The 14,658-nt window shown below is 56.9% G+C and carries 7 protein-coding genes; all 7 read right to left on the bottom strand.

The features are described from left to right. Positions 1–3,855: 3,855 nt before the first annotated feature. From cas2 to cas3, 7 genes are read right to left on the bottom strand one after another with little or no spacing between them, the layout of a single operon-like run. Positions 3,856–4,146, bottom strand: coding sequence for a CRISPR-associated endonuclease Cas2 (cas2, locus tag K5554_RS05065; RefSeq protein WP_221040054.1), 291 nt, complete (start codon positions 4,144–4,146; stop codon positions 3,856–3,858). Between the two features lie 9 nt (positions 4,147–4,155). Further along, positions 4,156–5,187: a type I-C CRISPR-associated endonuclease Cas1c gene (cas1c, locus tag K5554_RS05060; protein WP_221040053.1), complete on the bottom strand. Its 1,032-nt coding sequence runs from the start codon at positions 5,185–5,187 to the stop codon at positions 4,156–4,158. A gap of 25 nt (positions 5,188–5,212) precedes the next feature. After that, positions 5,213–5,851 (bottom strand): CRISPR-associated protein Cas4, encoded by a 639-nt coding sequence (gene cas4, locus K5554_RS05055; protein ID WP_221040052.1) that lies wholly within the window; start codon positions 5,849–5,851, stop codon positions 5,213–5,215. A 1-nt stretch (position 5,852) separates the two neighbouring features. Then, a complete protein-coding gene (gene cas7c / locus K5554_RS05050) occupies positions 5,853–6,761 on the bottom strand; it encodes a type I-C CRISPR-associated protein Cas7/Csd2 (protein ID WP_221040051.1) in 909 nt (302 codons plus the stop codon). 15 nt (positions 6,762–6,776) lie between these two features. Next, positions 6,777–8,459, bottom strand: a complete 1,683-nt coding sequence (cas8c, locus tag K5554_RS05045; protein ID WP_221040050.1) for a type I-C CRISPR-associated protein Cas8c/Csd1 — start codon at positions 8,457–8,459, stop codon at positions 6,777–6,779. Between the two features lie 24 nt (positions 8,460–8,483). Beyond that, positions 8,484–9,122 carry a type I-C CRISPR-associated protein Cas5c gene (cas5c, locus tag K5554_RS05040; protein ID WP_221040049.1) on the bottom strand — a complete coding sequence of 213 codons (639 nt, stop codon included), beginning with the start codon at positions 9,120–9,122 and terminating at the stop codon, positions 8,484–8,486. A gap of 27 nt (positions 9,123–9,149) precedes the next feature. Continuing rightward, positions 9,150–11,300, bottom strand: coding sequence for a CRISPR-associated helicase Cas3' (gene cas3 / locus K5554_RS05035; protein ID WP_221040048.1), 2,151 nt, complete (start codon positions 11,298–11,300; stop codon positions 9,150–9,152). Between the last annotated feature and the right edge of the window lie 3,358 nt (positions 11,301–14,658).

The raw sequence follows: 14,658 nt of genomic DNA, 5'->3' as shown, positions 1-14,658 counted from the left end.
CTGGCTTGGTGGCCGGGTGCGACGCGGCCTGTCTTTGATTACCAGTTTGCCGTTCACGTTTCAATCCTCACCCGGCTTGGTGGCCGGGTGCGACGGGTATCGGTTCAGATTTCGCGTTCTCGGGCCGGTTTCAATCCTCACCCGGCTTGGTGGCCGGGTCCGACTGGCAGGCTGCAGCAGCCGTTGTGCAGTTTGCTAGTTTCAATCCCTCACCCGGCTTGGTGGCCGGGTGCGACCTCCTTCCCGCGAATAACAGGCCGTACGCTAACAGGTTTCAACCCTCACCCGGCTTGGTGGCCGGGTGCGACGACCCGAGGAGGGGAGCGTGGTGCCCGTGGCTGAGTTGTTTCAACCCTCACCCGGCTTGGAGGCCGGGTGCGACGACTTTGCAGCGCTAGCGAGAGAAGTTGGGGAGTGGTTTCAACCCTCACCCGGCTTGGAGGCCGGGTGCGACGAAAACGTGCGCGTTTTGTTGCCCTTACTTCGGTGAGTTTCAACCCTCACCCGGCTTGGTGGCCGGGTGCGACTGAGCTTGTCGGCGGTTCTCACTCCCTCGACGGCGTTTCAATCCTCACCCGGCTTGGTGGCCGGGTGCGACTGGCCATGTGTCCATCAAGGGTGCCAGCTGGAGCAACGTTTCAATCCTCACCCGGCTTGGTGGCCGGGTGCGACACCTTAGTCTCTGCCCACCACTTACCACCATCACGGTTTCAATCCTCACCTGGCTTGGTGGCCGGGTGCGACGGTCAGAGGGCAGGACTATCATGTGATCCGGCAGGTTTCAATCCTCACCCGGCTTGGTGGCCGGGTGCGACCTGGGCGTGGCGTGGCAGGAACCACCGGCGGCGCCGTTTCAATCCTCACCCGGCTTGGTGGCCGGGTGCGACGGGACATCGCTGGTCAGGTAGGGCAGAGTATGGCGTTTCAATCCTCACCCGGCTTGGTGGCCGGGTGCGACGCAACTTCTTGAGTCTTGAGTGGAACCATATCCGGAGTTTCAATCCTCACCCGGCTTGGTGGCCGGGTGCGACGGGCGAAGCGCCAAGCCCAGAGGATACCAAGGACGTAGGTTTCAATCCTCACCCGGCTTGGAGGCCGGGTGCGACGCACAGTGCCGCCGGCCTTACGAGATAGGGTGCTGTTTCAATCCTCACCCGGCTTGGAGGCCGGGTGCGACGGCAGGGGGACGAAAGCAATGGCAACGTACTATGTCTTTCAATCCTCACCCGGCTTGGTGGCCGGGTGCGACTTCGACGCGGTGGCAGGAAGCAAAGATGCCATCCCTTTCAATCCTCACCCGGCTTGGTGGCCGGGTGCGACGCGTACCAGCGGCTGCATGAGGTTATTATGGGCGAGTTTCAATCCTCACCCGGCTTGGAGGCCGGGTGCGACTAATCGCCAGGATTCCAGCCAGCAATATCTTCGGTGTTTCAATCCTCACCCGGCTTGGAGGCCGGGTGCGACGACGTTCGTGATAGAGGGTGCGAAAAAGATAGCTGTGTTTCAATCCTCACCCGGCTTGGAGGCCGGGTGCGACACTAGAAGCCTATGTGATGGCACAGGACTTTGTGGTTTCAATCCTCACCCGGCTTGGAGGCCGGGTGCGACCTGTCCAGTGTGTGGCGGGGATGGCGGCCCTGCTGTTTCAATCCTCACCCGGCTTGGAGGCCGGGTGCGACGGGTCTGGTTCTCGCCGATGTTCACGCGCTCGACGTTTCAATCCTCACCCGGCTTGGAGGCCGGGTGCGACGTATCCAGGTCGCGCAGGTGCCGCTCACAGGCTAGGTTTCAATCCTCACCCGGCTTGGAGGCCGGGTGCGACGTTCACCGAAGCCCATGCTCGTGAACATGACGTTGTTTCAATCCTCACCCGGCTTGGAGGCCGGGTGCGACTGTGGCCTGGCTCCTGCACGACCAGCCGAATGACGTTTCAATCCTCACCCGGCTTGGAGGCCGGGTGCGACGAACAGACGTGCGTTAAATCTACCCCAAAGGTCGGAGTTTCAATCCTCACCCGGCTTGGAGGCCGGGTGCGACCTATAACGACTACGGCTATGATGCTGTGCTGGAAGTTTCAATCCTCACCCGGCTTGGAGGCCGGGTGCGACTCTAGCACAGTAGAGCAGGTTATGACCGCCGTAAGGTTTCAATCCTCACCCGGCTTGGAGGCCGGGTGCGACCTTTAAGCCATGTGACGACTTGATAGAGATACGGGGTTTCAATCCTCACCCGGCTTGGAGGCCGGGTGCGACCGGCGATCCGGAATACGTCTGCCAAGTACTTTATTGAGTTTCAATCCTCACCCGGCTTGGAGGCCGGGTGCGACGATAAAAACGGCATTGGAGAGTTGGAAAGCAAAAGATGTTTCAATCCTCACCCGGCTTGGAGGCCGGGTGCGACTTATACTGGGCGGACATCACTGCCCAGTATAAGCGGTTTCAATCCTCACCCGGCTTGGAGGCCGGGTGCGACGTGCGGCGGCGCGCAAACTGGTGCGGCTGTACGCGGTTTCAATCCTCACCCGGCTTGGAGGCCGGGTGCGACGTTAAGGTAGTCGAAGTGTGGACAGAATCGCCTATGTTTCAATCCTCACCCGGCTTGGAGGCCGGGTGCGACAGGCGCAGGTGCCTTTCTTCTTTAAGCAATGGGGGGTTTCAATCCTCACCCGGCTTGGAGGCCGGGTGCGACACGCTGGTGCCCGCTGGCGTGGTAGCATTCCATGGTTTCAATCCTCACCCGGCTTGGAGGCCGGGTGCGACGGGTCTTGACGGGCTGCTGGATCGACACCCGGTGCCGTTTCAATCCTCACCCGGCTTGGAGGCCGGGTGCGACGGCAAACCAATACGCCGGCGGCCTTGGCACCGAGGTTTCAATCCTCACCCGGCTTGGAGGCCGGGTGCGACCCACTCCACGGCGGTGTTGCCCGTAACGGCCTGCGTTTCAATCCTCACCCGGCTTGGAGGCCGGGTGCGACGGGTCTTGACGGGCTGCTGGATCGACACCCGGTGCCGTTTCAATCCTCACCCGGCTTGGAGGCCGGGTGCGACGCGATCTGCCGAATAGTTAGCTGGGCCGTCTCCAGGTTTCAATCCTCACCCGGCTTGGAGGCCGGGTGCGACACGAACCAAGCGGGCGGCAGCCTTTAGGGATATTGTTTCAATCCTCACCCGGCTTGGAGGCCGGGTGCGACAGTCTACGGCCTATTGATGGGATTACTTACTACCAGGTTTCAATCCTCACCCGGCTTGGAGGCCGGGTGCGACAAACACGCCGCCCCACGTGGTGGTCAGGTTGGTGTTTCAATCCTCACCCGGCTTGGAGGCCGGGTGCGACTGCCCACCTCGTACTGACGGTCATCCATAGGCAGGTTTCAATCCTCACCCGGCTTGGAGGCCGGGTGCGACCATAATCACCAAGACCCGCTGCAAGGCCTTGGATGTTTCAATCCTCACCCGGCTTGGAGGCCGGGTGCGACAGACGTGCTCAAAACCCTGTCCCCTGTAGACCGGGTTTCAATCCTCACCCGGCTTGGAGGCCGGGTGCGACTCCCGAGCAGATTGCAACCGTTACCCGGTTAATGGAGGTTTCAATCCTCACCCGGCTTGGAGGCCGGGTGCGACGTTAATCTGCTTGGGAAGTAAGTCCGACTCAATGTTTCAATCCTCACCCGGCTTGGAGGCCGGGTGCGACAGCATTCGCGCCAGCAGGCTTGGGCTCTTGGTTCCACGGTGCAAATGCGCGAACCCGCTCTTTCCAGCTCTTCTTCTAAAGGAGATCTTAATAAAAGAGCGGACAAGCCCTTGACTGGCGTGCATCGCGAATCCTCCTACTTTTTGTCACGGCTCCCGGTTCGCGCTACAGAACTAGCGGGTCGTTGAAGTCTATCCTTAGGTCTACGCCAAAGGTTTCTACATATTTAGCGCGGGGTTCACGAAGCATGTAGATGCGAAGGCTGTCTTCTTTTTCATCGATATACTCCAGAAGCCGCTGCTTTAGGCGCTCGTACTGGACGTCATTAACTGAGCACTCGAAGACAGACTTTTGGACCCGCTGGCCGTAGTCCTTACAAGCCTGGGCAACCTTTCGCAGTCGTTTGCGGCCGCCTTCTGACTCAGTGGAGACATCGTAGGACACCAAGATCTCCATAACTACCACCTACCGGTAAGTAAATGGCGGGTACTCTGGTAAATCACCCCGTAGTGTCCGGGCCAGCAGGCGCGCTTGGATATGCGGCATCATTCCCAGCGGCTCCGCTCGCTCCAACAAAGGGTGCGTAACCGTTTCCTGCTTCCTCTTTTGATAAGCCACCGCCACCTCCCTTCGCCCACTGTCGTTTAAGTAGACCGAACCACCGGGTCGCTCTTCGAAGTGATCGGGTGTAATCTGCCGCCGGTTCACGAGGGTTAAGGCGACGCGGTCGGCCAGAACAGTGCGGAACTCCTCCATTAAGTCTAGGGCCAAGGCAGGGCGCCCCGGACGCAGCGTGTGGAGGTACCCTACCTGCGGATCAAGTCCAACTCCTTCCGCCGCGGCCAGGCAATCAGTTAAAACAAGCGCGTACAAAAAGGAAAGCAAAGCATTGATGCGGTCCCGTGGCGGGCGTCGGGTTCGTCCCTTAGGGGTAAATGCAGCCCGGTCGGCACGAATGAGTCGGGCAAAAGAGCTAAAGTAGGTCCGTGCAGCCTCACCTTCAATGCCGCGCACCTCTTCTATTGCGGTGCTTCGTTCTAGATGCGACAAGGAACACGCCAGCCTATTGGCGGTTTCCCGCAAACCAGCTTCGTCTTCTTTTTCTTCTGCCTCTCGCGCCCCCCGCAGTACTATCGTTCGCGCGTTCCTTATTTTACCCGCCACCAAGTTGCGCGCAATGGCCAAGGTCTTTTGTGAATCGTCAAGGGCCTTATGTTGAGCGCGTCGCAATAGTACGTTGCCGGTAGTAGGTCCCACTACACGGGCTTTAAAGCGTCCGACATGATCCAGCATGACGATAAAGCGGCCATCGTCGGCACAGGCGTGTATGACCCCTGGGCTAATCAAAACGTTCCCTAAACAGATAATCCCGCCCAAATGGTGCAAGGGTACCTGCACCTGCGTTGATCCTTCGACCTCTACCTTGAGGGTTTCGTGATCCAAACGCACGTAGGCACCCTGTGTCATTACGTAAAGTGTGTTTAAGAGCTGCTCCATGTCCTTCAACCCTTTTCCGTTGGTCCTAAAGCCGGAAAAGGCCGGCCACAAGGGAACGCGCTTTGGACCCGTCCCCAATGGCCGACGGCATGCAGACGGCATTTAAAGAGCAGTTCCGGCAGCGTTTATCGTTTGCAGGAGGTGGCAACTCTCCAGCAAGCAGCATGGCACGTACGGCAGCAGTTATCGCCTGTACTTTGCTGCGCAGCTCTGACGTAATGGTAATCTCATACCGCCGGTGTGAGTTGTGGCAGTAGACCGCCCCCTTCGGTACGGCAATCCCCGTCATTTCCTCCAGGCAGATGGCCTGCCCGCCCAATTGTACAGCCGCGTGCTCGATGTCCCGTTCCCGGTACTTACCATACTTATACTCGACCGGGTAGGGTACACCCTCGTGAAATTCAACCAGATCCGCCTGCCCTACGAGCCCCAGCCGGTTACTCCACAAGGCCAGCGAATGCTCTACTCGCACACCCTCTTCCGAAAAAGAGTCAACCTCATGCACGCGTTGGTGCACAGCCCTGCCCCGCAAGGTGTAGATGTTTTCATCGAAGGTTTGCTCAACGTGAATGAGGGCACATTGGCGCGGACAGTAGCTGTAATGCTCTAGAGCAGAGAGAAAGACGGGTTCAAAGCCCGCAATGGTATAATCCTCGTCTTCCATGTCAGCCCACCAGGCGAGTCAAGGTCACACCAGCAGGCAGGTTCTCCTCCTCCACAGTAACATGGTAGTCCGCAAACGTCCTGGGAGGAGTCGTGGAAACGCGCTTAACCTTGACACGTTCAAAGAGGTCCTGCGCCGGCGCATTACCCACAGGTTTTTCATGGCTGAAGACGTAGAGCCCCCGGCAGGCCATAAGTCCCCGGCTGGCAGAACGGTCTAGCTCCCACATATGTTCTAACGCTTCCCACAGAACCTCCAGGTCTTCGCTGTTCATGCCGGTATCTTGAGCAAAGAAGGGGCTAAAAAAGCCATACCCCAGATAAAGCCCGTAGGGAACTACGGCTTTGCGCCCCATTTCCGTAACCTTGCCTTTTCCTTCCTTACCATCTTCACTGACTTGAACTTCAGCATCTTCAGGGCGGGTAACAGCAACTCTGGTAATCGAAAGATCGAGAGGAACAATAGGATCAATAGAGCGGGCAAAGGTAAGCTGCACGGGACCCAGGACTTGGCCACAGTTCACCTCCGTGGTCATCACAGCACCGAAGGTACGAACATCAAAGAAGTTTTCGCACATCCAGGCCCGGGCCTCGCTGACCGTGGCACGATCTTGTTTGCTACCGGAAGGTTTTTTGCCAATGGCCTTGTAGGCGCGCTCGTGCTGGAGATTGAGAATGCCATGATGTTCTACGTAAATCTTCATGCGCTCTTCATTGCCCCGCGTAAGGTCCACCCAATCGCGAATCTTCCGCTTCAGGCACACATCGGTTACAAGCCCTTGCATGGTTTCAGGGTCAACGCGCGGCAGGTTCCCGGCATCAGGGTCACCATTTGGGTTCCCATCTTTAACATCGAACAACAGTACAAAGTCGTGGCGCCGGTTCGTATCCAAATACACCTTCTCTGTCATCTGCCTTCTTCCTCCTTATTCTTCATCTTCAGGATGGTCTTTGGCCGCTGCCGTGACACCCGCCGACCACCCGGCTGCACGCTGATGGTAGTAGCCAAGTGCAAACAGGGCCTGGTCCTGCAGGTTCAGGGTTGCCGGGAACATCTTCAGCCCGGCTAAGACTTCTTCCAAAAGGCGCTGCAGAACTGTGTAAGCACCCTTCTTATCCTTGCGCAGTTTGGCCAGATGGGATTGCGCCGTTCTAAGCAGGCGGCCGTAAACAGAAGCCGGGGCGGAAGACGCAGTGCCGTAGTAACGGTCCACGATAGTAGCCTTGATGCCCGGCAAGGCCGCCTCCTGAATAAACTCCAGGACGGCAAGGAGCCTGCCACTCAGATACGCCGGGTTACGGTTAGCAAGGTCGAGCTGTTCCATATAACCATCCTCCCTCGTCCCCTTTTCTTGACTGAGCAGCGCCATTTTAATAACGCAGGCGCGTGGTCGTGTAACTCGTTGCTCCACTGCCGACCGGCGCACGGCTTCGTAAAGGATCCACCTGGGCAGAGGCGTACCTTTAAGCGCCAGGTTGACAAAGGCTTCTGGAATGTTCACTCGAATGTCTTTGCTGGCTGCTACCAAGCTGGCCGTTAACGGGAATAGGCCCACCGGTCGGCCATCGCGGTCGGCCAGGCGTTGCAACCGGAAGTACCAGGCCAGGTTTTGCTGCACTTCACCTACCGTCGTGACCAGCCAATCACGTACTGCTACCCGGCCACCACTGCTGGAAAGGGCTATAGCATAGAAATCCATCGGGTTGAGTGGCATGGCACCCCGGGTGCCGTACACCGAACGTAGAAGGGCTTTAACATCACCAGGCTCGGGCGACGCAAGGATACTCACCGGTGAGAACCCCTGGTCTTCTCGAGTCCAAAACAGGTAGACGCAAGGGCCGATGGTAAGATGGGTATCTTCACCACGAATCAGTTGTTCCAGCGCCCGCCCGTAGCCTTCCGCGCACTCCCGGCAGATAGGAGCAACCAATGACGCCTCTAGCCCATACGATTCAAAAGCAGCCGCGTTTGCCGAAACCAGCGCCATTCCGGAGGGCTGTCCGCCCGGGATGCCTTTAACCTTAATGGGCTGGCGCTTCATGGGAGGTTTAAGCTGTCCGCAGACCAGGCACTGCGCCAGTTCTTCGGATGATGCCTGCGTCTGGGCCCAGAATTCCCGTACCCTCTGAAGGTCTATGGGCATGGTCCCATCGACAACAAAGGTGACATTGTCGCCGGAGGAAATGTCGGCCGGAAGGGACAGCGTTGTCAAGTCCAAGTTGTCCAAGAACTTCTCCACGGCTAGGACCTCAGGCACGCGCGTAGCCCGCACACACTCCTTGATCAAGGCAACGAAGGCATTATGGCAGTCCTGCGCTCGTTTCTTATCTTTAGGCTTGGCGTCTTCCTCAATAAAGCCGAGCACATAATCCGCCCGGTCAGCCAGCAGCTTGGGCTTGATACCATAGGCACGAACCAACGAGGGAGCAGGGTACTCTTTTCCCCGGTCGTTCTTCTTTTTCGTTCCGCTCGAGGTAGAGACAAAGCCCAGAAACTTCCCTTCCTGGTCGAGATGAATCAACCATTTGATCGGGGTGGCCAGGTACATGGGTGGTAGATCGGCCGCCGGCGACCGGGCGGCATACTCTTTGAGCTTCTGCAGCAGCATACCCGCTCACACCTCCTTCCCTTCTTATAGTTCCTGCGGTATATCAAGGATGCCGCCTACCAGCTTTGCTCGAAAGAAGCGCGGCTTCCCGCGCCCGGATCCGTCCGGAGCATAGTCGATGTCAAAAAGCATCAGCCCCAGGTCCTCGGTAAGCGGGAAAGGTTGCTCACGCCCGTCCGGTGGGCTAAAGAAGGCGGCAAATTCGCGGCAGCCCAAGTACGGCTGGTGACGACACTGCCCCCGGGCAACGCGCCGCCGGAACTGGTCACGGTACTTGGCCGGATCAATCCCGCTCGCATGATGTGCCAGGTCCACGTCTGCCCACACCAAGTAAGCCACGTCCCTGAGCGCCAGGGTGTGCCGCTGGGCCCGATCCAGGTCGGCATAATAGCCGTGGTCCGGGCCCCAGCCCTTGACCGAAGAAACTGCCACCTTATTGTTGACCTCGTTGCGCAGCAGAGAAAAATAGCGAATGGGTTTGAGAACATCAATCCTCTTCACCCGCCAGCGAAACTCCGGTTTCCAAAAGATGGCTTCCAAAGCCCCGCGAGCGGCGGAAGGGGTCAGCACTGGGTAGCTTACGCGTTCCACTTTCATTTCCGGCCGGGTAAAGCAAGCAAAATCTCCCCACAACTTGACAACCAGCGGAGCATCTTCGTACATCCTTTCACCTCCTTTCAGTGTGCCAACCTATCCAATCAACTCGGCCGGGTCATGGTGGGACATGGTTAAGCCGCGTAGGCTGTCATACCCACCCAACCACTGCCAAAGACCCGGCGCCAGAGGAGCAACCTCCCCTTCGCTCTGAAGGCGCGGGAGCAGGTGCCGGTTAACCGCCACCAGGTACGGTTGGAGCAGCCGCAGCAGGCGCCGGCTGGGGCCGCTGTGTTTTATGGCTTCAATGTGACTGTTCACTTCCTCTACATCGCCGTAGCGCACGATTACCTGTTCCGTGTCATCAGCTATCAAACGAAAGCGATGGGCAACCTCGGGGTAATTTAACTGCCGGCGAAGCTCTTCAATACCGTAGCTATCGAGTTCCGCCGCCTGGTACAGCAAGCGGAAGTAGGCTGTGACAACGTCGAGCCGGGACAGGTCCATCTCTTTATCATTTCTCAACATGGTAGTAAAGGTTTCCATGCCCGCCCGGTAAGCGCCCCGCGGCATGCCACCGGCTTCGGGGTTGAAGATAATCACTCGCCCTGTGGGCCTTTTACCTTCCCGGTTGCACCGGCCAGCGGCCTGAATGATTCTATCCAGAGGCCCTACAGCCCTAAGAACAGTGGGAAAGTCTAAGTCCACACCGGCTTCCACCACCTGGGTGGAAACAACCCGGCACGGGTCACCAGCCGCAAGCCGTTTTCGAATATTTTGTAAGACGTCACGGCGATGAGCGCCGCAAAGAAGCGTTGAGAGGTGATACAGTCCCTCTTCCTCACCCAGGGCATCCAGCAGAGCAACAGCGTCTTTCTTGGTGTTGACTACCGCCAAAACTTGTTCCTCTTCACGCATTACTTCCGCGACCCGTTCCCAGCTCCACGTCTCCTCAGCCGACGGGAACTCATAGGAAACCCTTTGGAGAGACGTAAAGTAATGCTGCGGATTGCGTACGATCTCGCGGACGTTGCGAAGTCCCCGGCGTAGTGGTCCTTCCGCCAGGGCTGGTTGTGTAGCTGTGCACAATACAATGCTAACATGGTAATAATCAACCAGTTGCTGCAGTACCTCCAGAATGGGCGATAAGAGGTTGGTGGGAAGCGTCTGGACCTCATCTAGGATGAGGACGCTGTCCGCGATATTATGCAGTTTACGGCAGTGTGTGCCCTTGTTGGCAAAGAGGCTTTCGAAAAGCTGCACTGTGGTGGTAACAATAATCCGGGCATCCCAGTTTTCAGCGGCCAAGCGCGCCCTGAGCTCAGCCAATGAATTCTCGTCGTCCTCATTTACAGGTACCGCACTGTGATGTTCCAAAACCGCCTCCGGCCCAAAAATCTCGCGGTAGACATCTGCCGTTTGTTCTATGATGGAGGTATAGGGGATGGCAACGATCACCCGTTCGAAGTGGTGGGCAAGAGCATGGCGCAGGGCAAACGCCATTGCCGAGCGCGTTTTCCCACCCCCCGTGGGCACGGTTAGCGAAAAAGCACCTGGTTCCCAGCCGGCAGCCTCGACACAGTATTCATAAATCTCGCGGCGTGCTTTATTCACTGGGCCGTCCTTGCGCCCCATAAGGTGGGCCTGGTTTTGGGCAAAGCGGTCCCACAGCTCCGCAATGTCCAGAACCGATCCGCGTTCCTCAGCTTTTTCCGGTTCAAAGTGAGCCTCCGTATCAAGGAAGTCAGCATCCACCAATGCGCTGTAAAGAAAGCGGATGAAGAGCTCTGTCTTAAGCCGGGCGTCGCCCCCTGGTTGCAGCAAAAAAGATGGCAGTAAATGCTTGGCGTCTGGTACCTGTGGCAGTTCCCCTGCATCTTTTTTAGCAGAAGCCAAAGCTTCTTGAGCAAGCTTCTGCTCGGCGGGTTGGCTTAAACGTTCTTTTAGTTCGGAAGCAGCCGGCAAACCACCATGGTGTCCGGCAATGATAAACGCCAAAAGATCCAAGAAGCGCGACGCGTAAATGGCGCCAACCGCTGAGTGCTTGGGGCCATGCCGCCGTAAACCTTGCAGATATTCTTGAAATTGCGGATGATACTTGCCAAGGTCATGAAGCAACCCCGCTACATAGGCCAACTGCGGAGCACCCAGGGAAAGAGCAAAGGAACGAGCAAGGGCAGCCGTAGCGGTCAAGTGCTGTCTCAGGTCGTGGGTCTTGTGGTATTTATTGCCGGAATGAGCCAGCACAAGTCTGCCTCCTTTGAACTTACTTCGTTATACTAGTACTTCGACATATTTGAGGTAAATCCTTCTTCATCAGGAAGTCTTTTCTGACTAGGTCAATCTTTCAGCCAAAGTCGCTTTGGGCTTAGGTTATTTAGCTGGACTCCTTTCTCTTTTTCTTCAATATAACAAACTCACCCCGTCATCTGCGGACGGGGTGAAAAACTTTTGGGGTAAACTTTTGAGTCTGGAGAACGAGGCCGGTGAAATTGCGGCCCGGCAGGACCCGCGTTTCCATCCCTCGTAGGTAGGCCCAGAACCAAAAGTATTACGGTTGCCAGGAATCTTGGGTAGGCTCAGAACGTTGGGCCGCAGGTGGGTTATAGCAGATACAGTGAGGGTTTCCATTCCTCGTAGGTAGGCTCAGAACACATTGCTACCGTAGCTATGGAAGCTCGTTTATCCGGTTTCCATTCCTCGTAGGTAGGCTGAAGACAGGTACGCCGAGCAGCTCCCCACCATCATTACTTCGTTTCGGATTCCTCGTAGGTAGGCTGAAGACGCCCTCCTGGACATGGTGGTCCAGGGGCTTAACCCAGGTTTCCATTCCTCGTAGGTAGGCTGAAGACCACCTCCAACGCATCCCAGGTGAGGGCCAGGCCGTGTTTCCATTCCTCCGTAGGTAGGCTGAAGACTTGGGCCGCAGGTGGGTTATGGTAGGTACAGCGATGGTTTCCATTCCTCGTAGGTAGGCTCAGAACGGGCTTCATGCCGGCAGACACTGTAGAGCAGCGAAGGTTTCCATTCCTCGTAGGTAGGCTCAGAACTCCGGACGAGGTATGGGAGCAAGTGAGACCACACATGTTTCCATTCCTCGTAGGTAGGCTCAGAACGCCACGGCAAAAAGCTCGGTCTTGGAGCTTGCCAGGGGTTTCCATTCCTCGTAGGTAGGCTCAGAACACAGCAGCTGGAGAGGGGCCGAGGTAAATGCCATAGGTTTCCATTCCTCGTAGGTAGGCTCAGAACGGACGGTCAGGATTGACCGGGATGGCCTCTTCTACGTTTCCATTCCTCGTAGGTAGGCTCAGAACCACCCATTGTTTGAAAAACCGGTAGCTACCCATCTCAGGTTTCCATTCCTCGTAGGTAGGCTCAGAACTTCCAGCGCATGGGGATTACCCCTGACGAGTTCTACTGGTTCCAGTCCTCGTAGGTAGGCTCAGAACCACCTAGCGAACTGCGTGAGGCTGTTATTTTGGCTGGTTTCCAGTCCTCGTAGGTAGGCTCAGAACGCGCGGTCGGTTGCTCTTGGGATTGCGGTTGTAAGTGTTTCCAGTCCTCGTAGGTAGGCTCAGAACCTGCATCCCGCAGAATCTGCGCCTTGACGAACGCAGTTTCCAGTCCTCGTAGGTAGGCTCAGAACATCCGCGCCGTAGTAGTCGGAGACCTGCGAGCCAAGTTTCCAGTCTTCGTAGGTAGGCTCAGAACGTTGACATTCAAGGATGAACGCCCCCAGTTGGTGTGGTTTCCAGTCCTCGTAGGTAGGCTCAGAACCATTCCTGGTGTCAGGATTTTCGAGACTGAAACGCGTTTCCAGTCCTCGTAGGTAGGCTCAGAACGGAGAGGCGGCCACACCGCGAGAGGCGCGCCAGCGGAGTTTCCAGTCCTCGTAGGTAGGCTCAGAACCACAACACGACCACCAAAACCAGCTACAGAAGACCGTTTCCAGTCCTCGTAGGTAGGCTCAGAACCTTTTCCCGACCAGCGCTCCAGAACCTCAGCCCCTGGTTTCCAGTCCTCGTAGGTAGGCTCAGAACCTGGAGCTGACACTGTGCCATGGACTGGTGTGAGTGGGTTTCCATTCCTTGTAGGTAGGCTCAGAACGACACGACGTCGAATCTTGTCATTTTCTGCACCGTAGTTTCCATTCCTCGTAGGTAGGCTCAGAACATGTAAATCATAATCATGGTAAACACGGTTGCTGCGTTTCCATTCCTCGTAGGTAGGCTCAGAACTGCCTTTGCGGTTATCAGGAACATTCGCATTACGAAGTTTCCATTCCTCGTAGGTAGGCTCAGAACTCACGCCCCCAGCGCTTCCGGCTGAACATATGCGCGTTTCCATTCCTCGTAGGTAGGCTCAGAACCAATTACAGCGCAAAAAAGAAAATGGTCGAAAAATGTTTCCATTCCTCGTAGGTAGGCTCAGAACTCCGGGTCCGCGTCCCCAACCCGCTCCCAGCTTTCGCGTTTCCATTCCTCGTAGGCAGGCTCAGAACTAACTGATTCGCCGGACTTCCTAGCAAAAGAAACACGTTTCCATTCCTCGTAGGTAGGCTCAGAACGGTCGGCTTTCGATGGCCAGGGGTGAGAGGGGTGAGTTTCCATTCCTCGTAGGTAGGCTCAGAACTGCGGGTGGGGGCGTGGCGGGCGATTTCCACCCCCCGGTTTCCATTCCTCGTAGGTAGGCTCAGAACCCGCGCCCGCCGCGCCCTCCGCGCCTGTTCCCGCCGCGTTTCCATTCCTCGTAGGTAGGCTCAGAACCCTCAGTATGCGCGAAGCATTCGGGGCCATGCCCAATTTCCATTCCTCGTAGGTAGGCTCAGAACCTCGCTTGCTCGTGCCAGTCGTACTCGTCCTTACCAATTTCCATTCCTCGTAGGTAGGCTCAGAACTCCCAGTCCTGGACGATGATATATCCGTCCCCATGGATTTCCATTCCTCGTAGGTAGGCTCAGAACGTCGCAGGGCTGGTCCTGCGGCTGGAGAGCCTCATCGAGTTTCCATTCCTCGTAGGTAGGCTCAGAACGATGAGAAGCCACTAAGTTTTGTGTGTGGTGTCAGGATTTCCATTCCTCGTAGGTAGGCTCAGAACGAACACGATGGGCGTTGAGAGCGTAACAGATGCCGGGGTTTCCATTCCTCGTAGGTAGGCTCAGAACCCGCTGGGGCAACTTGCCTAAGCGCGGGCGCTCCCGGTTTCCATTCCTCGTAGGTAGGCTCAGAACAGGGAAACTACAATCGAGGAGGACTTTCAGACCTAGTTTCCATTCCCCGTAGGTAGGCTCAGAACATAGGGTACCAAACCACAGCCATCACAACGAAAAAGGTTTCCATTCCTCGTAGGTAGGCTCAGAACGCGAGGAGCATTAAAGAGGCAAAGAAAATGGGAGTTAGTTTCCATTCCTCGTAGGTAGGCTCAGAACCCGCGCCGAGTACGTAGGGCGCGGCGGCGAGGAGCATGCTTCCATTCCTCGTAGGTAGGCTCAGAACTCACCGATGCTCAGCTAAAGCAAATTATCGACACCAGTTTCCATTCCTCGTAGGTAGGCTCAGAACTACTGGTTCCAGAAACCGAACCAGGCCCGCGGGCCGGGTTTCCA

The organism is Gelria sp. Kuro-4, assembly GCF_019668485.1.
GTDB lineage: Bacteria > Bacillota > DTU030 > DUMP01 > DUMP01 > DUMP01.
The sequence above is the reverse complement of the archived record's forward strand: the minus strand, read 5'-3'. Positions and strand labels throughout refer to the sequence as shown.

Excerpts from the sequence above, each read along its gene's own strand:
- cas2 (WP_221040054.1), bottom strand. The coding sequence starts at position 4,146 with ATGGAGATCTTGGTGTCCTACGATGTCTCCACTGAGTCAGAAGGCGGC.
- cas1c (WP_221040053.1), bottom strand. The coding sequence starts at position 5,187 with ATGGAGCAGCTCTTAAACACACTTTACGTAATGACACAGGGTGCCTAC.
- cas4 (WP_221040052.1), bottom strand. The coding sequence starts at position 5,851 with ATGGAAGACGAGGATTATACCATTGCGGGCTTTGAACCCGTCTTTCTC.
- cas7c (WP_221040051.1), bottom strand. The coding sequence starts at position 6,761 with ATGACAGAGAAGGTGTATTTGGATACGAACCGGCGCCACGACTTTGTA.
- cas8c (WP_221040050.1), bottom strand. The coding sequence starts at position 8,459 with ATGCTGCTGCAGAAGCTCAAAGAGTATGCCGCCCGGTCGCCGGCGGCC.
- cas5c (WP_221040049.1), bottom strand. The coding sequence starts at position 9,122 with ATGTACGAAGATGCTCCGCTGGTTGTCAAGTTGTGGGGAGATTTTGCT.